The sequence below is a fragment of the Chloroflexota bacterium genome (assembly GCA_026708035.1).
In the GTDB taxonomy this organism is placed as follows: domain Bacteria; phylum Chloroflexota; class UBA11872; order UBA11872; family UBA11872; genus JAJECS01.
Genome location: JAPOVQ010000022.1, coordinates 1 through 23,872 on the forward strand (window position 1 = coordinate 1; position 23,872 = coordinate 23,872).

The window sequence follows — 23,872 nt, forward strand, 5'->3', positions numbered from 1 at the left end:
CCGCCGCCTTGTGAACCTGGAGCATCAGACTTCCAACCAATCCCTGCCCCAGGATCACGATGGCATCCCGGGGTTGCACGCGCTCGATCTCGACCCAGGTCGCCGCGGCGGCGGCCAGGATCCAGTAGGCGGCCGTCTCGAATGACATGCCGTCGGGAATCGGGAACACGTCCGGTTGATCGTCCGGCGCAGCCGGCGGACTGACCACCACGTAGTCGGCATGCGGCTGGCGGGCGACCACGCGTCGGCCGAGCCAGTGGCGCGCGACGCCGGGTCCAAGCGCGTCCACGACGCCCGCGAGGGAATAGCCCAATGGCACCGGCTGCCCGGCGGCTTCCTCGGGCGAGTAGCGCTTGTCGTGGGGACCGATCGTGAGCCGCCCCGTTTCCGAGCCGCGGCTGATGAGGCTCCGCACGGCCCTCACGCGTACCTGCCCCGGACCCGCCTCGGGAATCGGAACCTCGGCAAGCGCGACCGTCGTGGCCCCGACGGGCTTCACCACCTGCCGCATGTTGCAAGCCTTTCGCGCGGGTCCTTCGCGGGAGTCGATCACCGCGGGGACACGATTCTATCGACGACGAATGGCGGTGTTTGGGCTCCTAATGCCGTTCGACAAGGAGACGGCGTGTGGCATTCGGCCTGGAAGTCGCGAGCGTCGTTCCTACTGGCCGGACCATGCGAATCTCCAAGCGCGGACAAATCACGATTCCCAAGCCCCTTCGGAATCGCCATGGGCTGCACCCCGGGACAGTGGTTGAGGTCGTTCCGACCGAGAACAGTCTGCTGATCGGGAAGGACACGGCCGCGCAGCACCCGGTGGATCGCGTGTACGGAATCCTGGGTGGGACTGGCTTCGACGTGGACGAGTACATCAAGGAAATCCGAGGCTGATGACCGACGCCGACGCTTGCCTCACCCGCGACCGCCAGCTTTAGGCGACCTACATTCCCGGGTTGCAGAACGCCGGAGGACGACTGCTCATCCGTCCGACGGCGTCGCGGGCGTCCGCATGGGCGGCACGGCGCCGGGGTCCAGCGTCTCGTATTCCTGCAGGGTTTCCTGGAGGCGTTCGATCGCCTGCACGCTCACTCCCAGCGCCGTGGTGAAGGTCTGGAAGTCGAGTCCGTTCAGCGAAGTCACGACCAACTCCACGTTCTCCGCCGTCGATCCCAGCGCGGACACCAGCGTCAGGTGATAGCGCACCCAATCGTCGGGTGGATCTTTCCCGACGAGGCGATCGAAGATGCTGGACAGCCCCAGGGCCATCTCCCGAATCTCAATATTCCAGAACCCGTCGTCCATGCGCGGAGCGTTCAGCAGATCGTGGGCCTCCGGCGTGATCGCGCGAAGCGTGGTGACGATGCTGCGGAGAAATGCCAGATAGGCTTCATCGGGTGCGAGCGTGGGCACGGCGGTCGGCTCGGGCGGCGCCGTCGGCGTGGGCGTGGCTATGGGAACGGGCTCGGGTGTGGGCGTCGCCGGTTCGTCGCCGCCGATGTCGCATGCCGTCACGACGATCGCGGCTGTGGCGATGACCAGGGCGGCCAAAATAAGCTGTGGCGGTGTCTTCAAGGCTCCTTGACCAGCCGATCTCAAGCGCCGGATGACCCTCACCCTAACCCTCTCCCTCGGGGAGAGGGAATCGGGCCCATTCTCAAGGCTCTACTTCGCAGGCGACGCAAGTGCCTTCCTGTTGGGCGGCAGTAGCGTGACCTGCGTGGATTCAGCGGGCGCTCCTGGCCGTGAGCGTTCGGCAAGGTCCGAGTCACGGCGCCATTGTCACCCATCGAGCCGCGCGTCGCCGTGTCGGCGGCCGGGCGTCGTTCGGAGCCACGATTAGCCGGTGCTTAACACGACCGTGTGACGGCCGGGGCCGACGGCGACCTCGACCGTCGAGCCCGTGTCCGGCGTTTCCAGGTGCTGTCCGTTGTGCGCGAGCACACAGGGTGCGTCGCTGGCGCGGTCCAGCACGACGTCCGCCGTGTGGCCGTCGGGCAGTTCGACCGTCACCTGCGTGGCGCCGGCGCGGCGGCGCCACGCCACCTGCACGTCGCCGCCCGGAACGGGAAACGTCCCGCGCGCCCAGGCGAGGTTTCCCGTGCGAGGATGCACCCGCAGGTGCGACATGCCCGGCGCGGCGGCGCGCACGCCGAGGACGCGGGTCGAGAGCACCCAGCCCACGTAGACGCCGCCCGAGTGCACCAGGCTGCGCACGCCCGCCGGTCGGACTTTGTGGGCAGTGTGCCGGAGCTCGAAGTCCGCATCGGTCTTGATCGCCGAGCCGGCGGTGAACGGGTCCCAGCCTTCCCACAGCGTCGGGTTTTCGTGGGCCGACATCATCCAGTCGTAGCGGTTGTGTATGATCCGCAGCGCCTCGGTCCCGAAGCCCCGCGCGAGCATGCCTTCGAGCACGTAGGGGTACCAGAGCGGCGACGCCTCAAACAACTCCGTGCCGCGCCCGGCCAGGCTCTCGCACATCCGCTCCGCCTGCTCATCGGTCGCGATGCCGTATAGCAGCGCGAACCCTTGCGCCAGCTCGCCGGTCACGCCCGTGAGTTCGCCGCGGTGGTGGGAGTCCTCGAACACGCCGAGATCGGGATTCCAGAAATGCTCCCGCAGCGTGGCGCGCACCTCATCCGCGATGCCCTGCCAGCGAGCCCGATCGTCCTCGCGCCCCATCTGGGCGGCGAGCCAGGCGCCGTCTTCCAACGAATTGACATAAAGCGCATTGGTGCTGAAATTCGCGCCCCGCAGGTCAACCGGCGTCCAGTCCATCCATTGGTTCTCGGGAATGTCGCGCAGGAGGCCCATGTCGCCGCGATACGGCTCGAACCAGTCGTTCAGCCGCCGCACGCTCGGGTAGGTCTGCTCCAGGAGCGCGCGCCGTCCGATGTACTCGTAGTGCTCGCGGATGCGCGTGGACCACTGCAGCAGAAACTGCGGGTGGCAATGGTTCGTCGGGTTGTCCCGCGGAAACACCATTTGCAGCCTGCCGTCGCCGCGATCGGTGGTGATGAACTGCCGCAGGAACCGGTCGTGGAGCGCGATGTCGCCGTAGGCCATCAAGGCCCCGTGCATCCCGTGGCTGCCGTCACCGGTGTTCCACGGAATCCGCTCGCGGTAGGCGTCGCACACGATCGTGTCCTCGAGGTGCAGATCGGTGGTGTCGACGCAGGCCTGCCACAGGGTGGTGAGCACCGGATCGGGGCACTCGAAGCTGCCGCGCAGCGGAGCGGGATAGGCGTATTCGTTGAGAGAGATCGAGCGGATGCGCACCGGGCTGTAGGTGCTGCGGATGGCGATGAAGAGGTAGCGGAACTGCTTGTATTCCGCGGCTTCCCAGCTCTGGTCGCCGTCGCGCGTGATGTAGCGGTCGGCGTAGGACAGCGCGCCGGGGATGCGGTCGTTGATGAGCTGTTGCCCGTAGGTCAGGTCCAGGATGGCGCCGGCCTCAGCCTCCAGCCGCACGCGCGGGAACCCGAACACCTGGCGCCCGAAGTCGAGGATCACGTAGGGCGCGCGGATGCCCTTGCGGGGCACGAACACGCCCTGGAACTGCGCCGAGTCCGGACCGTCGTCCAGCAGCGCATCGACGTTCTCCGCCCTTGCGTGCTCCAGTGGGAAGTGCAGCCCCTCCAGGATCAGTTGGTAAATGTCCGATTGCCGTGCGTTTGCCATGTCGATCAGCTCGCCCACCAGCGACACGCGTGCGGGCGGCACATCGGTTTCGCGCATCAGGGGAATGTCGCGAGCTTCCAGCAGGTGCCATGGCTTTTCGGACAGCGGCACCAGCCAGGGGCGCGTCCACTCGCTGTCGTCGAACTCGACCCCGGTCCAGTCGGGAATGTCCGCCGCGGCGTTGTAGATCTCGTTCGACCCGATCATTCCGCAGTTGACCAGTGGGGTTCTCCTATCCCAGGCCGGCGAGGGCAGCAGCCGCCAGCCGGGACCGGTGCCGCAGACGTGCGTGGCGCCGCCTTCGTCGGTGACCTCGATTTGCGCCCACAGCCCGGCGCGCTCGCCCACGGTGAAGCTGTTGCCGCTCATGCTGTTCCAGCCCTCGCCCTGCACGGGCTGGCCGAAGTGATAGGCCCGCACGGCGATGACGTTGCGGCCCGGACGCAGCGCGGCGGCGACGTCGTAGGTGTCGTAGGTCTTGAATCGGGGATCGCTGCGGGCCGGACCCCGGCCCACGTAGGCGCCGTTGAGATACAGCATGTAGCGGTCCGACGCCGTCACGTGCAGTTTTGCGGCCGCCGGCGCGCCGTCCACGTCGACCGTCCCGCGAGCGTAGAGATAGAAGTTGTAGGGCTTGGCTTCGCCCTCGATCCAGATCCACTGCGCGACGGCTCGCCGGGAGGGTGTCTGTGCGCCCTGCATCACTTGCGTCATTGGCCTGCTCTCATGCAACGAGGGGCCGGTTGCCATCGTGAGTACCAGAACCGGCCCGTGACTGCAACGAGGCATGCCGCCGCGCGTACCATGACCCTCGGCGTTGAAGCGGTGGAGCGAATGTCATGGCGACCTACCGGGCAGGGCTCATCGGTCTGGGATGGATGGGCTGGCTGTACGACGTTGCGACGCGACAGCAGGCAAACTACGGGCGCGCCGGGCGCGACACGCCCATGCCGCCGCTGCGGCCCGACCGCGACCCGCCGCCCACGGCGCACCCGGGCCGGGAAGGCCTGCCGAGCGGCTTCGCCGACTCGCTGGTGCTGCACCCGGCGACGGAGCTTGTTGCCGCGTGCGAGCTCTCGGTTCCGCGTCGAGAGGCGTTTGGTGAGCGCTACGCGGGCGTGGCCCTCTACGACGATTACCGAGAGATGATTTCCCGTGAGCGCCTGGACATCGTGGGTGTTCCCTCGAATGCCGCACTCAGGCCCGAGGCCACCCGCGCGGCGGTTGAGCACGGCGCCAAGGGCGTGATTACGGAGAAGCCCATGGCGCCAACCCTCGAGGGCGCCGACGCCATGGTCGATGTCTGCGCGGCGGCGGGCGTTCCGCTCGTGGTCGGCGCGGTCAGCATGAACCACCCGGCCGTTGCCAATGCGCGCCGCTTGCTGGACGAGGGCGCCATAGGCGACCTGCTGAGCCTGGATACGAACTTGGTGATGGCGCAGCACAACTCGTGGAACTACCTGCTCGACTCACCCGGCGAATGGGTGATCGGCATCTCGGACGATGACGACCGCGTCGCGGAGGGGCGCGAGTTCAAGGGCGCCGGATTCATCCGCCTGCAAAACGGCCTGCCCGTCTGCCTGCGTCCCGGCGCGCCGTGGGTGCGAATCACCGGCGAAACCGGCGAGCTGACGTTCGATTGGCAAGAGCTGCGCCTGTGGCAAGACGTGGAGACCATTTCCGGCACGCAGCGCGTCGAGGTGCCGTTCCCCGAGCCACGCTTGGCCGGCAACTGGTCGGTGATCTACGGCATCGACGACCTGATCACGTGCATGGAGAACGGCGGCGAGCCGCGCGCCAGCGGGCGTCGCGTGCGCGACGCGATGGAGATCGAGATCGCCCTCAACGAGTCGCATCGCCGCGGCAACGTGCGCGTTGACCTGCCGCTATCCGACCGCAGCCTGGGGTTGGTCTACGACCCGTTTCGGTAGCCGCGGCACCCCTCACGTCATTCCGAAACGAAGTGAGGAATCAAAGGACGTTGGCGCGCGCTCCGCGCCCCTTAGATTCCTCGCCTGCGCTCGGAATGAAACTGTGAGGGCGGCGTCTCGGCCTAGCGCTGCTGGACGGCGGCCGGCAGCAGGCTGAGCTCGGGGACGTAGGCCCTCTCCGGCAGCGTGCTCACGAAAACGACGGCGCGGGCCACGTCTTCCGGCTGGAGCGCCTGGGCCACGATATCGGGCGGTGTCGGTGTGGGCCGTTGGTTCAGCAGCGGCGTGTCCGTGAGCCCCGGGTAGATGACCGTGGCCCGCACGCCGTTTTCCGCCTCTTCCTGCATCATGCCGAGGGTGAAGCCCGCTTCGCCGCTCTTGGCCGCCTGGTAGGCCACGCCCGACGCGTCGGGCATGATCGCGGCGGCGGACGAGATGACCACCAGCCGTCCGCGCGACGCCCGCAGCGCCGGCAGCGCCGCCTGCGCCACGTCGTAGAGCCCCCAAAGGTTGACGCGCTGCATGGCCTCCCAGTCGTCGCCGCTCAGCTCGTCGAGCCGGCGCTTGGGGATGTTCCAGCCGGCGGCGTACACCAGCACGTCGATTCCACCCAGGCCGTCGACGACCGCCTGCACCGCCCGTCGCGCCGCGGCGCCGTCGGTAAGGTCCACGGGTTCTACGTGGGCGCGGCGGCCAGACGCGCGAATCTCCGCCGCCACGGCGTCCAGCTCGGCCTCGCGTCGCGCCAGCACGGCGACGTCCATGCCCTCGGAAGCCAGGGCCAGCGCCGACGCGCGGCCCATACCGCTGCTGGCGCCAAACACCGCCGCCACGCGGGGCGAACTCACGACGCCGCCCCTTCGCCGGCTTGCTGCAGCGCCGCCCAGCGTGACCTGATGAACTGCAAGTCCTGTTCCGCTCCCCGCGCGCGAATGGCGTCGGCGTCCGCCGAATGGTCCTTGCCGCCCACCGTCGCAATCACGTCTTGCCGCGAGGTGTATTCCGTGTGCACCGACAGCGGACCGTCGAAGTCTCGTTCGGCCAGCAACTCCAGTACGCGCCCCCACGGCGCCGCGCCTTCTCCCACGTACACGAAAGCCGGACCATAGGCCGCCGGGGCGTCGGGCCGGGAGTCCGGGAGGTGGCAGGCGTCCTTGGCGGCGACGGCGGCCAGGTACTCGTCGCACATGGCGAACGCCATGTCGATGTCCTCGCCGTCCACCGCCAGGTGCCCCGGGTCGATGTACGCGCCGACGTGGGCAGGGTCGCGACCTTGGAGCAGGTGCATCAGGCCGGCGCAGTTGGATCCCAGGACCGCGCCGCTGTGCGTGTGATGGAGAGACTTGACGCCGGTGCGCGCGCTCAGCGCCTCGAAGCCTTCCAGCTGCCGTCGCCCGTGGTCCACGGCATCCCAATAGTCCATGCCCGGCTTGAAGATGAAGTAGCCCGTCTTGATCACCTGCACGCCCGCTTCCGCCGCCGCCTCGTAGATTGCGATCGCATCCGCATGCGTCGGGTCGTTGAAGTCCGTCGGCATGGTGATCATGGGGCATGAGAGGCCGAGCGTTTCCCACACTCGCGCGGCGGGCGGCAGGGTCGTGCGCACGTTGTCCGGATTGATCGGATAGCCGGGTCGCACGGTCAGATCCAGCCCGTCGTAGCCCAGGTCCGCGACGTACTCACCCAACGCCTGCGGTTCGAGCGTCTCGAAAAACTTGGTGAACAGGATGATTTGCATCGTGCGTGCCGCGCCTCCGCCGGGACCGCTGGGTGCGCGCCTATCATGCCAGCGCAGGGCGAACGCCACCGGGGAGTTGCTCGATGTCCGCGCCGCGGGTGCTGGTAACGGTTGAGCGACTGCTGCTCGGGCGCATTGCCACGCCTGAAGCGCTTGCGCGGCTAGAGCGCCTGGCCGAATCAGTGACCTTAAACGACGGCGACCAGGCCTGGGATGCCGCGGCGGTGCGCGAGCGCATCGGCGGCGTGACGGCCGTGCTGGCCTCGTGGGGCTCGTGCACCTACGACGAGCAGCTTCTGGACGCCGCGCCGGATCTGGAGATCATCTGCTACGCGGCCGGCACGATCCGCGGCGTGGCGCCGCCGGCGGTCTTCGAGCGCGGCGTGCGCGTCACCCATGCCGCCGACTTCATTGCCAGCGGCGTCGCTGAGCACACGCTGACCGCGGTGCTGGCGCTGCTGCGTCGAACCGGCGACTTCGACGCCGCCATGCGCGCCGGCCGCTGGCGCGACATCGGCCCGACGGTGGACCGAGAGCTGTATGGCAAGCGGTACGGCATCGTCGGCGCAAGCAAGGTGGGGCGGCGTCTGATCCCACTGCTGCGACCATTTGAGGTCGAGATCGTCGTCGCCGATCCCTATCTCACGGAGTGTGACGCCCAGCGGCTGGGCGTGCGCAAGCTGGAGCTGCGGGATCTGATGCGCACCAGCGACGTGATCAGCATTCACGCGCCCGTGCTACCGGAAACCCATCACATGATCGGCGCGGAGATGCTGGCGCTGATCAAGGATGACGCCGTGTTGGTCAACAACGCGCGCTCCGCCCTGATCGACACCGACGCCCTGGTGGCCGAGCTGGCGAAGGAGCGGTTTGATTGCGCCCTGGACGTCTTCGATGAGGAGCCGCTGCCGCCCGATCACCCGCTGCTGGGGATGCGGCGGGTGCTGCTTACGCCCCACGTCGCCGGACTGACTCCCGAGCGGCGCTCCCGCCTGACCGACGCCATGCTCGACGAGCTGGAGCGGCACGCAAACGGCCTGCCGCTGCGTCAGGAGGTCACCGTCGATCAGCTCACAAGCATGGCTTAGTCTCGCTGCGGCCCCGCGTATACTTGCGGCGTCGAGGATCCGCCGGGCCCCGAGAGGCAGCGCCGACAAGCTCCCAATGTCCCCCCAGGGTGGAGGAATAGGGCCGACCGCCCAGCTGGATGAGGCGTCGAGCCTGCGCGCCTATCTGAGTGAGATTCGCCGGTTTCCCCGCCTCACCGCGCGAGAGGAAGTGGAGCTGGCGCAGCGCATCGAGCGCAACGAGCCGGGGGCCCGGCAGCAGATGATTACCGCCAATTTGCGCTTGGTGGTGGCGGTGGCGCGACGCTTCGCCGACGGACGCGCCCCGTTGCTCGATCTCATTCAAGAGGGCAACACCGGTCTCATGCGCGCCGTGGAGCGCTTCGACTGGCGGCACGGCTTCAGGTTCAGCAGCTTTGCCATGCAGTGGGTGCAGCAACCCATCGCGCGAGCGGCGGCCGAGGCCGACCTGCCGCTGCGACTGCCCGACTACGTGCACCGCAAGCTGGCGACCTCTCGGCGGATCTGGGACGAGCTGTGCGCCGAGATGCACCGCGATCCCGAGGACGGAGAAGTGGCGCGCCGAGTGGGTCTGCCAACGGCCGAGCTGGCGCGACTGCGCCGGTTCGCGGGGCGCACGATCTCCCTCGACACCGCGGCAGTCGACGATGACGCGTCGCCGACGCCGCCTGACGCGGAGTCGACACCGCAGCCGTTCGACGAGTTGCGGGCGAGGTTTCTTTGCGCCGACCTGAACCGCGCCTTGGCCACGCTGGACGTGCGCGAGCGCACGATCCTGCGTCTGCGATTCGGTCTGGGAGGACGCGAGCCGCTGCGCCTGGTCGACATCGGCAACCGTCTCGGCCTCACCGCCGAGCGCATTCGCCAGCTCCAAGCCCAGGCGCTCGCCAAGCTGCGGCGCTCCAGCGCCGCGCACATTCTCGAAGGCTACGCCGCGGGGTAGCGGGCGTTCACGCCGCTCCTCCCGGATATGGACGAGGGGTCGGTCTCGCGAGGTTGATCAACTCCAGGCGACAGGCTGCCAAGATCCGCCGACGGCCGGATGCGTCCGGGGCTTGCCATATCACCATATAGGCGGTATGGTTTGCCATATCGCCACCACGCGCGGTAGACCATATGAAGACCACGCTGAATCTCGACGACACGGTGATGCGCCGTCTGCGCGAAGAGGCCGCGCGGCGCGGCACCACCATGACGGCCCTGGTTGAGGCCGGCATCATGCGCGTGCTCGAACCAGAGCCGCCGTATGTCACGAAGCGGGATGCGCTGCCGGAGCTGCCGCGCTGGAACAGCGGCGGCGCGCTGGTCGACGTCGCCAACCGCGACGAGCTATATGCGGCGATGGACGAGGACTGAGTGCTCGCCGTAGACACGAACGTCCTTGTCTACGCGGCCGACGAAGATGCCGAGGCGCACGCGGCCTGCCGGCAGCACCTGAACCAGTGGCGAGTTGACCCTACGCCAACCTTTCTCACGTGGAACGTCTGCTACGAGTTCCTGCGGGTCAGCACGCACACGCGCGTGCTTCGCTCACCGTGGCGCCCGAGTGACGCGTGGCGATTCCTCAACGTCGTGCTGGACTCGCCGGGCTTCGCGTTGCTGCGGCCAACCGACCGTCACCAGGCGGTTCTGTCGCAGACGCTGTCGGAGTTGCCGGACGTCCGCGGCAACCTGATGCACGACCTGCACACGGCGGTCGTGATGCGTGAGCACGGCGTCAGCCGCATCTGCACCCGCGACACGCATTTCCATCGATTCCCGTTTCTCGAGGTCGTGGACCCGCTGCGGTAACCGGGCGGTCGCCTGACTTAACCGGCGCGAGCTAGGGAAAGACTGCCAGCAAATCCTCGTCGGACTCGCGGCGACGGGTGAGGCGGGCCTGGCCGTTCGCGACCATTACCACGGCGGGCCGGCCGACCATGTTGTAGGTGCTGGCCATGCTCATGTGATAGGCGCCGGATGCGGGCACGGCGATGAGGTCGCCGCGGCGCAACGGCGGTAGCGCCGTGTCCCGCAGCAGCACGTCGCCGGACTCGCAGTAGCGGCCCGCGAGCGTCAGGGTTTCGTGTGGACCCTCGCCGGGTCGATTCGCCAGCAGCGCCGCGTACTTCGACTGGTAGAGCGCGGGCCGCGGGTTGTCGGCCATGCCGCCGTCCACGGAGACGTAGGTGCGGACGCCCGGAATGTGCTTGACGGTGCCCACGGCGTAGAGTGCGACGCCACTGCGCGCCACGATGGAGCGACCGGGCTCGATGAGCAGCCGCGGCGGGCGGGCCAGCCCGCGAGCTAGCACCGTCGACGTGATGGCCTGGACGATATCGGCCGGATCGGGCGGGTCGTCGTCCAGCGTGTAGCGCACGCCGCCGCCGCCGCCCGGACTCAGATCGCGCAGGTCGAGTCCGTGAGCGGTGCGCATGCGCTCGGCAAAGTCGAGCGTGATGGTGACTGTGTCGGCGTAAGGCTCGGTGTCGAATATCTGCGAGCCGATGTGGGCGTGCAGGCCCATGACGTCGAGGTTCGGCGCGCGCATCGCCCGCGCCACGGCTTCCTCGGCGGCTCCGGAGTCGAGCCCGAGTCCGAACTTGCTGTCCACGGCGCCGGTCCGGATGTAATCGTGCGTGTGCGCCTCAACGCCCGGCGTGAGCCGCAAGAGCACCTGAGCCGTCAGGCCGCGTCGCCGCGCCAACTCGTCGATAATCTCGATCTCCTCCAGCGCGTCCACGACGATGCGCCCGACGCCAAGCTCCAGCGCCAGGTCAATCTCGCGCGGCAGCTTGTTGTTGCCGTGCAGCACTACGCGATCCAACGGCATCCCGGCGGCCTGCGCCACGCGGACCTCGCCGGAAGAGACGGCGTCCATGCCCAGGCCTTCGGAGGCCGCCACTTGCAACAGCGTCGGATCGACGTAGGCCTTGCCGGCGTAGAGCACCAGCGCATTCGGATAGCTATCCGCCAGCGCGCGGATATAGCCCCGGCACGCCGCCCGCAGCGTCGCCTCGTCGTAAATGTAGAGCGGAGTGCCGAACTCTTCCGCCAACTCCTCGCAACTCGCGCCGCCAAGGACCAGCGCACCGGCGTCGTCGCGAAGCGTGCCAACGGGAAACACCTGGTCGAGCAGGTCCTGCTCGGGCGGCCGGCTCATCAGCCCCCCGGAGCGAGCGCGCTGCGGGTCACGTGGCCTTCGTCCTGGCGCTCGAACGCCTCGTTGATTTCGTGCAAGGGATACGTGTGCGAGAGCACCCGGTCGAACGGCAGCTTGTCGACGTTGTGGGATACGAAGTCCAACGCCTGCTTCAGGTCCCGCCAACGGTAGTGAGCCACGCCTAGCACCGTGATGCTCTTGAAGACGATGGTCGAGGGATCGAAGCTCGCGGTGTGCCCGACGCAGACGTTGCCGATTTCGACGTACCGCCCGCCGGGTGCGGTCATGGCGACGCCCTCCGCAAACACGGCGGGATGGCCCACCAACTCCATCGTCACGTCAGCGCCGAGACCGTCGGTGAGTTCCTGGACCCGCGCCACGCGCGCCTCGGGGGTCTCGAATTCGCGCATGTCGACCGTCTCGTCGGCGCCGAACGCCTTTGCCAGCTCAAGCCGCTCCGGCACGCCGTCGATCACGATCACGCGCGCCGCGCCGCGCGCCTGGGCAACAGCCGCGGCGTAGACGCCCAGTCCCCCGGCGCCCTGGATCGCGACTGTTTCGTTTACGGTCTGCCCGGCGCGGTCGAGCCCCGAGACCACCTGGCTCAAGGCGCAGTTCACGCCCGAGATGAGGTGGTCGTCCAGGTGATCGGGCACGCGAAAGATGGCGTGCTTCGGGAACAGGTAGTAGTAGTCGGCGAACGTGCCGCGGAAGTAGGGCCACTCGTCCAGCAGCGTCATCCGGTTGGTCTGCCGCGTCGGGCAGGCGTAGGTGTGCCCCTTCATGCAGTTCGCGCAGCGCAGGCACGGGTGGAAGAACCCGAAGACCACGCGGTCGCCTTCGCGCAACGGCTGGCCGTTAGTGTCCACGGTCAATCCGGCGCCCAGCTTGGCGATCTCGCCGGTGCCCTCGTGCCCGAGCGTGCCTGGGAGGTTGAATCCGCGCGCGACCAGGTCGGTATCGCCGCGCCAGTAGTGCATGTCGGAGCCGCACACGTTGGCGAGCCGCATGCGAATCACCGCGGCGCCCGGCTCCGGGTCGGGAACCGGGAATTCTCGCAGGTCGAAGGGCTCTCGGATTCCGTTGAAGACGGCAATGGCGCCGGTTTCAGGCATGGTGGGTAGTGCTGGTTCGCTGGCCCGTTCAGACTACAGCAACGCCCGGCGCGCAGACCTCTTGTGCTCGCCGCCTCGGCCTATTCGCGTGTCGCGTCCGCCGTCCCGTACGCTGCGCCCACCGTCGCCGGCACGGCACCGCGAGGCGTCCATGGCCTGGGTCCAGATTTCATCGCGCATCTTTCGCTGGGCCGACACCTGCAACGTCTACTGCGTGACTGCCGGCGACCGCGGCCTGCTCATCGACGCTGGATCGGGCGTCGTGGTGGAACACCTCGGCGAAATCGGCGTGCGGCAGGTCGAGTGGGTGCTGCACACGCACCACCACCGCGATCAGTCCTGGGGCACGGGACGCCTCAAGGCCCACGGCGCCAAGATCGCCGTGCCCGAGCACGAGCGGCATCTCTTCGATCAGGTCGAGCTCTTCTGGCAGCACAAGCGGGTCTACGACAACTACAACGACCGCAACACGTTTTTCTCGCTGGCGGAGAGCGTCGCGGTCGACGCCGATCTCGTGGACTACGAGACGTTCACCTGGCGCGACGTTGAGCTGGAAATCATCCCGGCAAAGGGCCACACCCACGGCAGCAGCATGCTCATCGGTCAAATCGACGGCCGACGCGTCGCCTTCACCGGCGACCTGCTGAGCGCCGGCGGCGTGCTCTACCAGTACCACGCGCTCGAATACGGCTACGCCGATCAGCAGGGCGCGCTGTTCACGCTCGAGTCCCTGCAGGCGCTGCGGCGGCACGCGCCCGATCTGGCCTTGCCTTCGCACGGCGACGTGATCGAGGACCCGGTTGGAGACTGCGCGCGGCTGGAAGAGCGGCTCATGGCCCTCGCGCGCCTGGGCGCCGGGATGCGATTTCTGGGCCGCGACGGGGGACACGGGCTCGACCTCCTGCCCGATCCGAAGTTCATCCAGGTGTCGCGACATTTGCTATGGGGCGGACCGCACACCTGCTCCAACTTCTACGTGCTGCTGTCCGAGAGCGGCAAAGCGTGCTTCATCGACTACGGGCACTCGCATTTCGCGCACATGGGCGTCTCCCAGGAGCGTGAGGACGGCGACACGATGCGCTTCGTCGTGCACCACCTCGACGAACTGCGCGAGAGATACGGCGTGCGCGAGATGGATATGGTGCTGGTCACGCATATCCACGACGACCACACGGCCGGCATTCCCTACCTGGTGCGGCACGAGGGCGCGCGCGTCTGGGCGCTGGACGATGTGGCGCAGGTGCTGGAGGACCCGGCCGGCTGGTGCAGTACGCCGTGCACGATGCCGACCCCGATCCCGATCGAACGCAAGCTGCGCGACGGCGAGCGGTTTCAGTGGGAGGAATTCGAGTTCGAGGTCCACCACGCGCCGGGCCAAACGGAGTTTCACTCAGTCCTCGCCACTCACATCGATGGGCAGAAAGTGGCCTTCACCGGCGACAACATCTTCCTGGAGCTGGCGCCCGGCATCACCGGCGAGATGACCGCGCAGCTTTACCAGACCACGGTGCTGCGCAACAGCTTGCAGCTGTGGATGCATCGTCGCTGCGCGGACGTGATGGACCTGGTGCAGCCGGACCTGGTCTGTCCGGGGCATCGCGAGCTAATCCCGTGGGACTCGCGGCGCGCGGCGGAGTATCGCGACTTCATCGCCCGCAAGGAGCGCGTCGTGCGCGACCTGCTGGACGAACCCGCCGACGAGGGCGTGGACCTCTGGTGGGCGCGGCTGGTCCCATATCTGCGCCACGCCGAACCGGGCGAGTCGTGCAGCTACCGTCTGCTGCTCCGCAACAACGCGGAACGGCCGGTGCGGCTCGAAGCGCGGCTGCTGGTTCCCGACGGCTGGCGCACCAGCAATACATTCGAGTCCCTGGACTTGGAGGCCGGCGCGCGAGGCGAGCTGACGCTCACCGCCATCGCGCCGGCGCATTCAGACGTGCGCCGCATCCTCACGGCCGAGATTCGGGTGGACGGCGACACCCGCGGCCCGGTAACCGAAGCGCTGGTGATCGTGGGTGACGGCGCGCGGGAATCGGTGTAGGAGTACCTTGCGTACCCCATCCGTCATTCCGGCGAAGAGCCTGCCCCGTACTCGATACGGGGCCGGAATCCAGGCCGGTCCAATCTGGCGGCGTGCTGGATGGTTGGATTGGGGCGAGTCTCAGTCCCGCCCTTACAGGGCTTTGCGTACCCCCTCAAGCGGGGAATGTCGCGCCGGTCCGGTCCCCTCTCCCTCGATGGGAGAGGGTTAGGGTGAGGGTGATCCGGCGCATGAGCGTGGGCTGTCGACCAATCCTGCATGGGTCTCCAATCGCGGGAAGCCAGCCTTCCCAGACCTGGAGTCGCTCCGGTTGTGTCCCAACAGTCCCGCATATGACCGACTTACACCGAATCTTCTGTACGAGAAGGAGAACAACATGCGCGTGATGATGATGGGTTCCGGCGGAGTTGGCGGTTTTGTCGGCGCCGGGCTGTTCGATACCGGCCACGACGTGACGTTCGTCGCCCGCGGGGCGCACTTGGAAGCCATTCGGGAGCACGGGCTGTGCATGCTCAGCGAAGACGGATCGCGCCGATATCTGGAGGTCGACGTCGTCGAGCGGCCGGCGGATGCCGGGTCGACGTTCGATCTCATCGTGTTCGCGGTCAAGGCATACGACACGCAGTCGGCCGCTGAGCTACTGGTCCCCGCCGTCGGCGACGAGACTGCGGTGCTGACGCTGCAGAACGGCATCGACAGCGTGCCGATGCTGTCGTCCGTGCTCGGCGCGGAGCACGTGATCGGCGGAGCCACCTGGCTCACGGCCCACATTGCCGGGCCGGGAGTCATCGAATACCAGGACGCGCTGGTGCGCGCGGCCATCGGCGAGCCCGGCGGCGGCATCTCCGACCGCGTGGAGAGCATTGCCGAGGCGCTGCGCGGCTGCGGCATCGAGACCGAAGTCAGCGACGACATCACCCGGATCCTGTGGAGCAAGATCGTGCTGCTGTCGGTCCACGGCGGCATGAGCGCCGCCTGCCAGCTGCCGTTAGGCGACATCCTGTCAACCGAGGGCATGGAGGACGTCTACCGCATGATGTTCAACGAAGCGGCGTCCGTTGGGCGGGCGCTGGGCATGGACCTGCCGGAATCGACCAGCGACGACCTGGTCGCCCTGCTGCAATCCGCCCCGGCGGACAACACCACCTCGCTCCAGGTCGACTTCGGCCACCAGCGCCGCGTCGAGCTCGAGTACCTCACCGGCGCGGTGGTGCGCCGCGGCCGCGAGGCCGGCGTGCCCACCCCGGCGCTCGAGGCCATCTACCTCTCGCTCAAGGCCAAGGCGCGAGCGTTCGGGGGGATATAGGCGACCGCTGCCCTACACCATTGGGGGTGATGGCGAGTCGTCCGCGCGGGTGATCTTTCGCCGCACCCAGGTCCCGGCGCGGGCAGTTCCGTAGCCAAGTAGGGCGAAGGCGAGCACCAGGCGAGGCCCGAGAAATCGGCCCACGGCGCGGGCGCCCCGTCCAAGCGCCGGCACTCCAACACGAATGGCCCACCACAGAATGCGGCTCAGGTAGCGAGCGATGATCCCGAGCGCCCACACAACGACGGTGAGTGCACGCCAGAGACCGTGGGCGACGAGTTTTCCGGCGACGCCGATCGCGGCGAAGATCGCCCCTACTAGCCCCATCATGAGGACTGCGCCATCCCGATCACCGCCGCAGTGACGGCGACGAGCCAAATGGTACCCGTCGCCAGGGCCGCAGCCAGCTTGTCGCATCCGGGTCGAAATGCCGCGTAGTGGGCTGCTTTGAGTCCGACATTCCCGCGAAGAGCCTGCCCCGTACTCGATACGGGGCGGGAATCCACCCCGGAAGTCAATCGACGCATCGAGGCCGCCCGCCGCTGCTGGGTCACCAGGCGGCGCTCAGATGCCAAAGTCGCCCGCTCTCGTGCGACCGAACTCCCCGCCGGGCGGTGTACAATGCGACATCCCTTGGCCAGTGCCTTGGGCGTGCGCGTGGTGAGGCCGGGCACGCGCATCGGTCGTCCCGGCCTTTCGGAACGTTCAGATGCCCCGACGCGGTGATCGACTTGTCATAACGCTCGAATGCACGGACTGCGGCAGCCGTGGCTATGTGTCGAGCAAGAACCGGCGCAACGACCCGGATCGCATGGAGTTGCGCAAATTCTGCGCGCGCTGCCGCGAACATCGAAACCATCGTGAGACTCGTTAAAGAACAATCCAACCGTCCGGCCGCTCGCGGCGGCCGGACGCGACGCCGCACGGCGCCGCCGAGCCGCTTGGCGCGGCTCCCGGGCGGGGCGTTCATTCGCGACGCCTATGCCGAGTTGCGCAAGGCGCACTGGCCTACCCGCGAGCAGACCATCCGGCTGACCGGCCTGGTGGTGGCCATCAGCCTGCTCATGGCGATGCTGCTCGGGCTGGCCGACTTTGTGTTCGCTGAGCTGTTCGACGTCGTCGTGGCCTAGAAGGGGATAGACGTGGCTACATCGCCTGAACCCGCCGAGACTGTGACGACCGCCGCCCGTGACGAGGCCGGATGGTTCGTGATCAACACCTACTCGGGTTACGAGGGCAAGGTGAAGGACAACCTGGAGCACCGCGTGGTCTCCATGGACGCTTCCGACAAGATCTTCGACGTGATCGTGCCGACCGAGGAAATTGAAGAGGTCAAGCACGGCCAGCGCCGCCGCGTGAAGCGCAAGATGTATCCCGGCTACGTGCTGGTGCGCATGATGCTGGACGACGAGTCGTGGCTGGTCGTGCGCAACACACCGGGCGTGGTGAATTTTGTCGGCTCGGGCAATCGGCCGACGCGCCTGCCGCCCGAGGAAGCGGACGTGATTTTCAAGCAGATGGAGGGCGAGACCCCGCGTCCGGAGGTTCGCATCCAGGCCGGCGAGCGCGTCAAGATCATCGACGGTCCCTTCACCGACTTTTTCGGCACCGTGGACGAAGTGCTCGACGAGAAGGAGCGCTTGCGCGTGCTTGTATCCTTCTTTGGCCGCGAAACCCCGGTCGAGTTGGACTTTCTCCAGGTGGAGAAGCAGAGCGGCGGGCCGGTGGCCGGGGCCGGAGGCTAGGCTCGAAACAACATGGCGCGCAGACTCCGATCCATCGTGAAGTTGCAGCTTGCCGCCGGGCAGGCCACTCCGGCGCCGCCGGTCGGCCCCGCGCTGGGCAGCCACGGCGTCAACATCGTCGAATTCACGAAGCAGTACAACGAGCGCACCAAGGACCAGATGGGCTCGGTGATTCCCGTCGAGATCATGGTCTACGAGGACCGCTCATTCACCTTCGTCACCAAGACGCCGCCGGTGTCCGATCTCCTGCGCAAGGCCGCCGGGGTCGAGAAGGGCGCCGCCATTCCGCACGAGGAGGTGGTGGGCACCATCACCCGGCGCCAGCTGCGGGAAATCGCCGAGACGAAGATGCCGGACCTCAACGCGTACGATGTCGAGTCCGCCGAGCGTGTGATTGAAGGCACCGCCCGCAGCATGGGCGTTCTGGTGGAGGGCTAGCCATGCCGCGCCACGGCAAACGCTACCGGCAGGCGGCGGAGATGGTGGATTCGGAAGCCAGGCTCTCGATTTCCGACGCCGTCGACCAGTTGGTGCAGTTTCCGCCCGCGAAATTCGATGAGACCGTCGAGCTGCACATGCGGCTCGGCGTGGACCCCACCCATCAGGATCAACAGGTGCGCGGCACGCTGTCCCTGCCGCACGGCACGGGCCGGTCGATCCGGGTGATCGCGTTCGCCACCGGCGACGGCGCCGAGGAAGCGCGCGAAGCGGGGGCCGACGAGATTGGCACCGACGATCTCGCCAAGCGCATCCAGGGTGGATGGCTCGACTTCGAGGCGGCGGTCGCCATGCCCGACACCATGCGCATCATCGGACCCTTGGGGCGGATTCTCGGTCCGCGCGGGCTCATGCCGAACGCGCGGGCGGGCACGGTGACCAACGACGTGGGCCGCGTCGTCAAGGACCTCAAGGCCGGGCGCGTCGAGTTTCGCGTGGAGCGCTTGGCCAACGTGCACGTGCGCACCGGGAAAGTGTCGATGGGCGCCGCGGCGCTCAAAGAGAACATCGCGGCGATCGTGGACGCCATCGTCCAGGCTCGACCCGCCGCCGCCAAGGGCACCTATCTGCTCTCCGCCACGCTCACCACATCCATGGGCCCGGGAATTCCGCTGGATGTATCCCGCATTCACGAGGAGGCCGCCGCGCTGGCCGCCTGAGGCGCCCAGCACATCAGTCACAACCCTTTGCCGTCAGCCGAAGACCGCGGGTGCGAGGCATAAGCTCCCTTGGGGACGCCCGCCGAGGCGCGAATGACCACGCGAGCGGCGCGTGTCACGGTGCGCCGCCCGACGCTGCGGCACCAGGTCATTCACGGAAAGGACGTGGTCACGCATGGCCACCAAGGCCGAAAAGGTCGAGATCGTCGACGAGTTGGCGTCGGCGCTGGCGGACGCGCCGCTGAGCATTGTTGCCGGCTATAGCGAGCTCACGGTGTCGGACATGCAAGAGCTGCGCCGCCAAATGCGCGAGGCCGGCGCCAAGTTTCGCGTGGTGAAGAACTCGCTGGCGATCTTGGCGGCGCGCCAGAGTAACGCCGGGGACCTGGAGCCGTTTTTCCACGGCCAGACTGCGTTCGCGTTTAGCGGCGAGGATGTGATTGGAACCGCGCGCGCCCTGCGCGGCTTCACCGCCTCGAATCCCAAGATGGAGATTCGCGGCGGCGTGGCCGGGGGGCAGGCGCTGGACACCGATCGCATTGCGCGGCTGGCCTCGCTGTTCGGGGTCGAGCAGTTGCAATCGGAGTTGGTTTGGTCAATCGAAAGCCCGATTACCGGCCTGGTGCACACCCTGGCCGGCACGATTCACGGATTGGTTTACGCCTTGCAGGAACGCGTCGAACAACTGCAACCACACGCGGAAGGAGCGTGACGGATGGCCACGATCAGCAAGGACGACATTCTCAGCGCGATCGACTCCATGACGGTGGTGGAGCTCAGCGAACTCGTGGAGGCGCTGAAGGAGAAGTACAACGTCACCGGAGCGCCGATGGCGATGGCGGCGGCTCCCGCGGCCGATGGCGCCAACGGCGCGGCGGCCGAGGCGGAGCAGACCGAGTTCACGGTGCACCTGGAGTCTTCCGGTCAGCAGAAGATTCAGGTCATCAAGGCCGTACGCGAAATTACGGGTCTTGGCCTGCGCGAGGCCAAGGGCGTGGTCGACGCGGCGCCGGGTCCGGTGAAGGAAGGCGTCTCGAAAGACGAGGGCGACCAGATCGTCGCCAAGCTCGCCGAGGTGGGCGCCACCGCCGAGTTGCGCTAAGCCCTTCCCGGCGGCTTCGGGAGGCCGTCCATGGTTGACGCGGTTGTAGTGGCCCATGGCAGCGGCGCTCGAGCGCGCCGCTGCATCAATGCGCTGCGCCACAGCTCGCAGCCGCCAGGGCGGATTGTGCTCGTCGACACGTCGGCCGACGGCGCCGCGCTGGCGGCCATCAGCGACGCCGGGCCGTGGGTGCACCCCTTCGCGCGCCCGGACAACCCCGGCTACGGCGCGGCCGCGAACGACGGCATCGCCGCCACGGACGCGGCCTACGTGCTGGTCATGAACGACGACGTGTTCGTTGACCGCGACGCCATCGAGCACCTCGTGAGGCACGCCGAATCGGCGCCCGACGTTGCGTGCGTCGGTCCCGAATTCAGGAATGTCGACGGATCGCGTCAGGAGGGGGCGTTTCGCTTTCCCGGCGTGGCGCAAGCCGCCATTGACACCTGGCCCGCGCCGGCGTGGCTGCGGCGCGGGCGCCTGAACGGGCGCGTGGCGGCGGACGGCGTCCCCGTGGACATCGATCATCCGCTGGGCGCCTGCATGTTGCTGCGGCGACTGGCCGTGGATCTCATCGGCGGCTTCTCGCCGGACTACTGGATGTATTGCGAGGAGATCGACCTCTGCCGGCGGCTCAAGGACTACGGCTGGCGCGTGGCGCACGTGCCGGCAGCGCGGGTGTGGCACGTCGGCGGCGCCAGCACCAGCGAACAGCCGGACCGCATGCTGGCGCAGCTCTACCGGAGCCGAGTGCGCTGGTACCGCACGCACACGCCGCCGCCGGTGGCCAGGGCGGCGCTGGCGGCCATGCGCTGGGGGCTGCGAGCACGATCGGCCATGGATGAAGCCGCCGGCCGGTCGGTGACGGGCCTTGCCGGCGCGCTGGCGGCCCTCGACGAATCGTGAGCCGCCCGGCGCCGCTGAGCGCAGTCGTGATCGCCGCGGGCGAGGCGGCCAACATCGAGCCCTGCCTGCAGACGCTTGCCTGGTGCGACGAGCGCCTGGTGATGGACGCCTTCAGCGCCGACGGCACGCCGTCAGCCGCCCCGGCTGGAACTCGCGTGGTCGAACGTCGTTTCACCACGTTCGCCGCCCAACGGCAGGACGCCCTGGCCCGCGCCGCCTACGACTGGGTGTTCTTCGTCGACGCCGACGAGCGCGTGTCCGACACGCTGGCCGCGGAAGTGCGCGGCCGCGCGGGACGCGAGGCACATGCGGCCTATGACGTGCCGCGTCTGAATCGAATCTTTGGCCACTGGATGCGCGGCAGCGGCTGGGCGCCCGACCATCAATTGCGGGTGATGGACCGTCGGCGCGTGAGCTACCCGGTCGAGCGCGCGGTGCATGAAGTGCCCGACGTCGACGGCAGCATCGGGGTGATCGAGGCGCCGCTGGTCCACCACAGCTATCGCACGATCCGAGAGTTTCGCCGCCGGCAGCGGCGCTACGCGCGGATGGAGGCAAACAGCCTGTACCGGGCTGGCGTGCGACGCCGACGCACCGCAGTCGTGGCGCAACCCTTGCGTGAAATCCGGCGTCGGCTGGTCGAATACAACGGATACCGCGACGGCTGGGTGGGCGTGCAACTGGCGCTGCTGATGGCCGAGTACGAGTGGCGCCTGCAGCGCGGACTGGCCCGGCGCTGGCGTCGCGGCGCCGCGTCGGGTTGAACCACGCCATGCGGGTGTCCGCGGTTGTGGTGACGCACCAATCGGCGGGTCACATCGGCGCATGTCTCGAGGCGCTGCAGGCTGAGGGTGATGGCGAGCTCGAAATCATCGTGGTCGACAATCGGTCAAGCGATGGCACCGCCGAGAAGGTGCGCGAGCAATTCCCGGCTGTGACGCTGCACGTCACCCACCGGAATGTCGGCTACGGCGCCGCCGCGAATATCGGCATCGGTCTCGCCGGCGGCGATCCCATCCTGGTCCTCAATGCCGACGCGATCGTCGAGCGCGGGACGATCGCGGCCGTCCGAGCCCGGCTCGACGCCGACTCCAGCCTTGGGTGCGTGAGTCCGATCCACGTGGGCGCCGACAACGGGAACAAGTCCCCGGCCCGCGCGTTTCCTTCCATCGGCGCCGCGATTGCGGACGGCACCATGCTGGAACGATGGCTGCGAAGATCGGCCGTGTTGCGGTCCTACTATCGCGACGCCGCCCCGCTCGACGCGCCCCCGGATTGGCTCGACGGCGCCTGTCTCGCGTTCCGCGCCCGAGCCTTGCGCGACGTAGGCGGATTCGACGCGGGGTATTTCATGTATTCCGAGGAGCTCGATCTGCACCGGGCGCTGCGGTCGGCTGGATGGACCTGCGCCGTCGAGGAATCCGCGCGGGTGCGGCATGTGGGCAGCGCGTCGGCGGGACGCGATCTTGTGGCCCGTGAGCGCAATTTCTTCCGGAGTCGCTATCGGTTCGCGGGCAAGATGTGGGGGCGCCCCTTCGCCGTGTTTCTGCGCCTATTCGTGGCCCTCGTCAATCTTCTGAGGCTGGCCGAGCAGCTCATGCGGTTGCTGCTGCGTCGCGGTGCGCCTTCGCCTCGCGTGGAGGCCCGGCGCATCGCGCGCGTCACGCTGTGGCAGTGGTTCGGCTGGCGCCGCTAGTGCCAGTGCCCGCCGACGCCATCGCGCCGAGGAGCCGACGCTAGTGCCCGCGCCGACGCGCCGGATTCTGTTCGTCACTGCTGAGTTTCCGCCGCGCCGCGGCGGGATTGCCGATCATGTGATCCGCTTGCGCTCGTCGCTCGAGGATTTGGGCGCGCGCACCTATGTGGCCACCGAGGCCGTGTCGCGGGACAGTCCCGTCGATCGCGTCTATCGCCTGGCGCCATGTCCCTGGCTCCGCCAGATCGTCACCGTTCTTCGGCTGGTGCGGCGATTCCGGAACGACATCGTGCATATTCAATACCAGGCCGGGGCCTTTGACTCGGCACTGCAAGCGCCACTCATGCCCTGGGCGCTGCGTCTGATGGGCTTTAGCGGCCTGGTCGTCGTCACGTTTCACGACCTGGCAGAGCCGTTTGTCTTTCCCCGCGCCGGCCCATTGCGCCGACGGGCCGTGGATCTACTGCGCGGCTGGGCAGACGTTTGCATTTACGTCGATGCCCTCGATCGCGCGCGCGTCAGCGCCCGTATACCGGGCGAGTGGCGTCGATCCCAGTTCATTCCGGCTGGGCCGACCATCGAGCCTCCCCCGTCGCTGGGAACGCGTGAGGAGGCTCGCCGCGACCTGGGCTTGCCGGCGGACGCCTTTCTCGTCGGATTCTTTGGCTTTCGGCAGGCGGGAAAGGGGCTGGAGACGCTGGCGGCCGCGATGCAAAGCCCGACCCTGGCGAACTGCGGCGCGCGGCTCGCGCTGATCGGAGGCGCGGGTCCGGATGTCAGCACGCGGCGAGCGGCAGCCCTGGTGCCACCGTCCACGTTCGCCGGCGTGAACGTGCTGGAGCCGGGGTACCTGGAGGCCTCCGAAATCTCGCGCTGGTTGCGCGCCTGCGACGTTGCGGCTCTGCCTTATGACGATGGGCTTTCGACGCGCCGCGGATCGTTCATGGTGGCGGCCGCTCATGGCCTGCCCGTGGTGACGACGACTCCCGTGCGGCCCGACCTGCTGGATGTGCGCCCCGGCGAGGTGGCGTTCACGCCGGTGCGCGATCCCGAGTCGCTGGCGGCGGCGTTGGTTCGTGTTCGCGACGACCCCGAGTACCGATCGACGCTCGAGGCGGGATCGCGCGCCGTGGCCCGCCGCTACTCCTGGCGCCGCATCGCACGTCAGACGCTCGATGCCTACGGCGGGTAGCGTCGGCTTGGCTGCCGCGGCCTCGACCTGGAGGC

Annotated in this window: 27 protein-coding genes; 19 read left to right on the top strand and 8 right to left on the bottom strand. The window is 68.1% G+C overall.

Going from position 1 to position 23,872, the window contains the following annotated elements; all coding sequences use genetic code 11:
• Nucleotides 1-511 (bottom strand): hypothetical protein (locus OXG33_09475; GenBank protein MCY4114149.1); only part of this gene is annotated, 511 nt, incomplete at its 3' end.
• 116 nt (nt 512-627) lie between these two features.
• On the opposite strand from OXG33_09475, the gene OXG33_09480 reads away from it, so the two are divergent.
• Nucleotides 628-891 carry an AbrB/MazE/SpoVT family DNA-binding domain-containing protein gene (locus OXG33_09480; GenBank protein MCY4114150.1) on the top strand — a complete coding sequence of 88 codons (264 nt, stop codon included), beginning with the start codon at nt 628-630 and terminating at the stop codon, nt 889-891.
• Nucleotides 892-978: 87 nt separating this feature from the next.
• Here the strand turns inward: OXG33_09480 and OXG33_09485 are convergent, their stop codons facing one another.
• Together OXG33_09485 and OXG33_09490 are read right to left on the bottom strand one after the other, a co-directional pair.
• Nucleotides 979-1,572, bottom strand: coding sequence for a hypothetical protein (locus OXG33_09485; GenBank protein MCY4114151.1), 594 nt, complete (start codon nt 1,570-1,572; stop codon nt 979-981).
• Between the two features lie 264 nt (nt 1,573-1,836).
• The gene (locus tag OXG33_09490; GenBank protein MCY4114152.1) at nt 1,837-4,392 is read right to left on the bottom strand and encodes an alpha-L-rhamnosidase N-terminal domain-containing protein; all 2,556 of its coding nucleotides are present in this window, start codon (nt 4,390-4,392) and stop codon (nt 1,837-1,839) included.
• 125 nt (nt 4,393-4,517) lie between these two features.
• Between OXG33_09490 and OXG33_09495 the strand changes: the two genes are divergently transcribed.
• Nucleotides 4,518-5,609 carry a Gfo/Idh/MocA family oxidoreductase gene (locus tag OXG33_09495; GenBank protein MCY4114153.1) on the top strand — a complete coding sequence of 364 codons (1,092 nt, stop codon included), beginning with the start codon at nt 4,518-4,520 and terminating at the stop codon, nt 5,607-5,609.
• A 122-nt stretch (nt 5,610-5,731) separates the two neighbouring features.
• Here OXG33_09495 and OXG33_09500 read toward each other — a convergent pair whose 3' ends face one another.
• Together OXG33_09500 and OXG33_09505 are read right to left on the bottom strand one after the other, a co-directional pair.
• A complete protein-coding gene (locus OXG33_09500; GenBank protein ID MCY4114154.1) occupies nt 5,732-6,457 on the bottom strand; it encodes an SDR family NAD(P)-dependent oxidoreductase in 726 nt (241 codons plus the stop codon).
• Nucleotides 6,454-7,347: a sugar phosphate isomerase/epimerase gene (locus tag OXG33_09505; protein ID MCY4114155.1), complete on the bottom strand. Its 894-nt coding sequence runs from the start codon at nt 7,345-7,347 to the stop codon at nt 6,454-6,456. Before OXG33_09505 ends, OXG33_09500 begins: the two co-directional genes overlap by 4 nt.
• An 83-nt stretch (nt 7,348-7,430) precedes the next feature.
• Between OXG33_09505 and OXG33_09510 the strand changes: the two genes are divergently transcribed.
• The 4 genes from OXG33_09510 (at nt 7,431) to OXG33_09525 (ending at nt 10,226) form a co-directional block, all read left to right on the top strand.
• On the top strand, nt 7,431-8,435 hold the full coding sequence (locus tag OXG33_09510; GenBank protein ID MCY4114156.1) for a hydroxyacid dehydrogenase: 1,005 nt from the start codon (nt 7,431-7,433) through the stop codon (nt 8,433-8,435).
• A 76-nt stretch (nt 8,436-8,511) separates the two neighbouring features.
• Complete coding sequence (locus OXG33_09515) at nt 8,512-9,378, top strand: RNA polymerase sigma factor RpoD/SigA (GenBank protein ID MCY4114157.1); 867 nt, start codon at nt 8,512-8,514, stop codon at nt 9,376-9,378.
• Between the two features lie 173 nt (nt 9,379-9,551).
• Nucleotides 9,552-9,791: a hypothetical protein gene (locus OXG33_09520; protein MCY4114158.1), complete on the top strand. Its 240-nt coding sequence runs from the start codon at nt 9,552-9,554 to the stop codon at nt 9,789-9,791.
• Entirely contained in the window at nt 9,792-10,226 is a 435-nt protein-coding gene (locus OXG33_09525; protein MCY4114159.1) for a PIN domain-containing protein, read from the top strand. It begins immediately after the preceding gene.
• Nucleotides 10,227-10,257: 31 nt separating this feature from the next.
• On the opposite strand, the gene lysA is transcribed toward OXG33_09525, so the two are convergent.
• Nucleotides 10,258-11,577, bottom strand: a complete 1,320-nt coding sequence (lysA, locus tag OXG33_09530; protein ID MCY4114160.1) for a diaminopimelate decarboxylase — start codon at nt 11,575-11,577, stop codon at nt 10,258-10,260.
• Nucleotides 11,577-12,692, bottom strand: a complete 1,116-nt coding sequence (locus OXG33_09535; GenBank protein MCY4114161.1) for a zinc-binding dehydrogenase — start codon at nt 12,690-12,692, stop codon at nt 11,577-11,579. Before OXG33_09535 ends, lysA begins: the two co-directional genes overlap by 1 nt.
• A 151-nt stretch (nt 12,693-12,843) precedes the next feature.
• On the opposite strand from OXG33_09535, the gene OXG33_09540 reads away from it, so the two are divergent.
• Together OXG33_09540 and OXG33_09545 are read left to right on the top strand one after the other, a co-directional pair.
• Entirely contained in the window at nt 12,844-14,733 is a 1,890-nt protein-coding gene (locus OXG33_09540) for an MBL fold metallo-hydrolase (GenBank protein MCY4114162.1), read from the top strand.
• A gap of 376 nt (nt 14,734-15,109) precedes the next feature.
• The gene (locus OXG33_09545; GenBank protein ID MCY4114163.1) at nt 15,110-16,039 is read left to right on the top strand and encodes a 2-dehydropantoate 2-reductase; all 930 of its coding nucleotides are present in this window, start codon (nt 15,110-15,112) and stop codon (nt 16,037-16,039) included.
• 12 nt (nt 16,040-16,051) lie between these two features.
• Here OXG33_09545 and OXG33_09550 read toward each other — a convergent pair whose 3' ends face one another.
• Nucleotides 16,052-16,369: a hypothetical protein gene (locus OXG33_09550; GenBank protein ID MCY4114164.1), complete on the bottom strand. Its 318-nt coding sequence runs from the start codon at nt 16,367-16,369 to the stop codon at nt 16,052-16,054.
• A gap of 379 nt (nt 16,370-16,748) precedes the next feature.
• Here OXG33_09550 and rpmG point away from each other — a divergent pair, with 379 nt between their 5' ends.
• From rpmG to OXG33_09605, 11 genes are all read left to right on the top strand, one after another.
• Nucleotides 16,749-16,913: a 50S ribosomal protein L33 gene (gene rpmG / locus OXG33_09555; protein MCY4114165.1), complete on the top strand. Its 165-nt coding sequence runs from the start codon at nt 16,749-16,751 to the stop codon at nt 16,911-16,913.
• Complete coding sequence (gene secE, locus OXG33_09560) at nt 16,900-17,169, top strand: preprotein translocase subunit SecE (protein MCY4114166.1); 270 nt, start codon at nt 16,900-16,902, stop codon at nt 17,167-17,169. Before rpmG ends, secE begins: the two co-directional genes overlap by 14 nt.
• A gap of 12 nt (nt 17,170-17,181) precedes the next feature.
• The gene (gene nusG / locus OXG33_09565; GenBank protein MCY4114167.1) at nt 17,182-17,784 is read left to right on the top strand and encodes a transcription termination/antitermination protein NusG; all 603 of its coding nucleotides are present in this window, start codon (nt 17,182-17,184) and stop codon (nt 17,782-17,784) included.
• Nucleotides 17,785-17,796: 12 nt separating this feature from the next.
• Nucleotides 17,797-18,222, top strand: coding sequence for a 50S ribosomal protein L11 (gene rplK, locus OXG33_09570; GenBank protein MCY4114168.1), 426 nt, complete (start codon nt 17,797-17,799; stop codon nt 18,220-18,222).
• Between the two features lie 2 nt (nt 18,223-18,224).
• Entirely contained in the window at nt 18,225-18,941 is a 717-nt protein-coding gene (rplA, locus tag OXG33_09575; GenBank protein ID MCY4114169.1) for a 50S ribosomal protein L1, read from the top strand.
• A gap of 175 nt (nt 18,942-19,116) precedes the next feature.
• Complete coding sequence (gene rplJ, locus OXG33_09580) at nt 19,117-19,653, top strand: 50S ribosomal protein L10 (protein MCY4114170.1); 537 nt, start codon at nt 19,117-19,119, stop codon at nt 19,651-19,653.
• 3 nt (nt 19,654-19,656) lie between these two features.
• Nucleotides 19,657-20,043 (top strand): 50S ribosomal protein L7/L12, encoded by a 387-nt coding sequence (gene rplL / locus OXG33_09585; GenBank protein MCY4114171.1) that lies wholly within the window; start codon nt 19,657-19,659, stop codon nt 20,041-20,043.
• A 30-nt stretch (nt 20,044-20,073) separates the two neighbouring features.
• A complete protein-coding gene (locus OXG33_09590; GenBank protein ID MCY4114172.1) occupies nt 20,074-20,949 on the top strand; it encodes a glycosyltransferase family 2 protein in 876 nt (291 codons plus the stop codon).
• Nucleotides 20,946-21,713, top strand: a complete 768-nt coding sequence (locus OXG33_09595) for a glycosyltransferase family 2 protein (GenBank protein MCY4114173.1) — start codon at nt 20,946-20,948, stop codon at nt 21,711-21,713. Before OXG33_09590 ends, OXG33_09595 begins: the two co-directional genes overlap by 4 nt.
• 8 nt (nt 21,714-21,721) lie before the next feature.
• Nucleotides 21,722-22,645, top strand: coding sequence for a glycosyltransferase family 2 protein (locus OXG33_09600; protein ID MCY4114174.1), 924 nt, complete (start codon nt 21,722-21,724; stop codon nt 22,643-22,645).
• A 43-nt stretch (nt 22,646-22,688) separates the two neighbouring features.
• Nucleotides 22,689-23,837, top strand: coding sequence for a glycosyltransferase family 4 protein (locus OXG33_09605; GenBank protein ID MCY4114175.1), 1,149 nt, complete (start codon nt 22,689-22,691; stop codon nt 23,835-23,837).
• The last annotated feature ends 35 nt before the right edge of the window (nt 23,838-23,872 follow it).

Bases quoted from the DNA above. Each gene is read 5' to 3' on its own strand.
- OXG33_09600 (MCY4114174.1), top strand. From the start codon at position 21,722: ATGCGGGTGTCCGCGGTTGTGGTGACGCACCAATCGGCGGGTCACATC.
- OXG33_09515 (MCY4114157.1), top strand. From the start codon at position 8,512: ATGTCCCCCCAGGGTGGAGGAATAGGGCCGACCGCCCAGCTGGATGAG.
- lysA (MCY4114160.1), bottom strand. From the start codon at position 11,577: ATGAGCCGGCCGCCCGAGCAGGACCTGCTCGACCAGGTGTTTCCCGTT.
- rpmG (MCY4114165.1), top strand. From the start codon at position 16,749: ATGCCCCGACGCGGTGATCGACTTGTCATAACGCTCGAATGCACGGAC.
- OXG33_09520 (MCY4114158.1), top strand. From the start codon at position 9,552: ATGAAGACCACGCTGAATCTCGACGACACGGTGATGCGCCGTCTGCGC.
- OXG33_09490 (MCY4114152.1), bottom strand. From the start codon at position 4,392: ATGACGCAAGTGATGCAGGGCGCACAGACACCCTCCCGGCGAGCCGTC.
- OXG33_09495 (MCY4114153.1), top strand. From the start codon at position 4,518: ATGGCGACCTACCGGGCAGGGCTCATCGGTCTGGGATGGATGGGCTGG.
- OXG33_09590 (MCY4114172.1), top strand. From the start codon at position 20,074: ATGGTTGACGCGGTTGTAGTGGCCCATGGCAGCGGCGCTCGAGCGCGC.
- OXG33_09535 (MCY4114161.1), bottom strand. From the start codon at position 12,692: ATGCCTGAAACCGGCGCCATTGCCGTCTTCAACGGAATCCGAGAGCCC.
- OXG33_09550 (MCY4114164.1), bottom strand. From the start codon at position 16,369: ATGATGGGGCTAGTAGGGGCGATCTTCGCCGCGATCGGCGTCGCCGGA.
- rplL (MCY4114171.1), top strand. From the start codon at position 19,657: ATGGCCACGATCAGCAAGGACGACATTCTCAGCGCGATCGACTCCATG.
- OXG33_09540 (MCY4114162.1), top strand. From the start codon at position 12,844: ATGGCCTGGGTCCAGATTTCATCGCGCATCTTTCGCTGGGCCGACACC.
- OXG33_09505 (MCY4114155.1), bottom strand. From the start codon at position 7,347: ATGCAAATCATCCTGTTCACCAAGTTTTTCGAGACGCTCGAACCGCAG.
- rplJ (MCY4114170.1), top strand. From the start codon at position 19,117: ATGGCCACCAAGGCCGAAAAGGTCGAGATCGTCGACGAGTTGGCGTCG.
- rplK (MCY4114168.1), top strand. From the start codon at position 17,797: ATGGCGCGCAGACTCCGATCCATCGTGAAGTTGCAGCTTGCCGCCGGG.
- OXG33_09545 (MCY4114163.1), top strand. From the start codon at position 15,110: ATGCGCGTGATGATGATGGGTTCCGGCGGAGTTGGCGGTTTTGTCGGC.
- rplA (MCY4114169.1), top strand. From the start codon at position 18,225: ATGCCGCGCCACGGCAAACGCTACCGGCAGGCGGCGGAGATGGTGGAT.
- OXG33_09510 (MCY4114156.1), top strand. From the start codon at position 7,431: ATGTCCGCGCCGCGGGTGCTGGTAACGGTTGAGCGACTGCTGCTCGGG.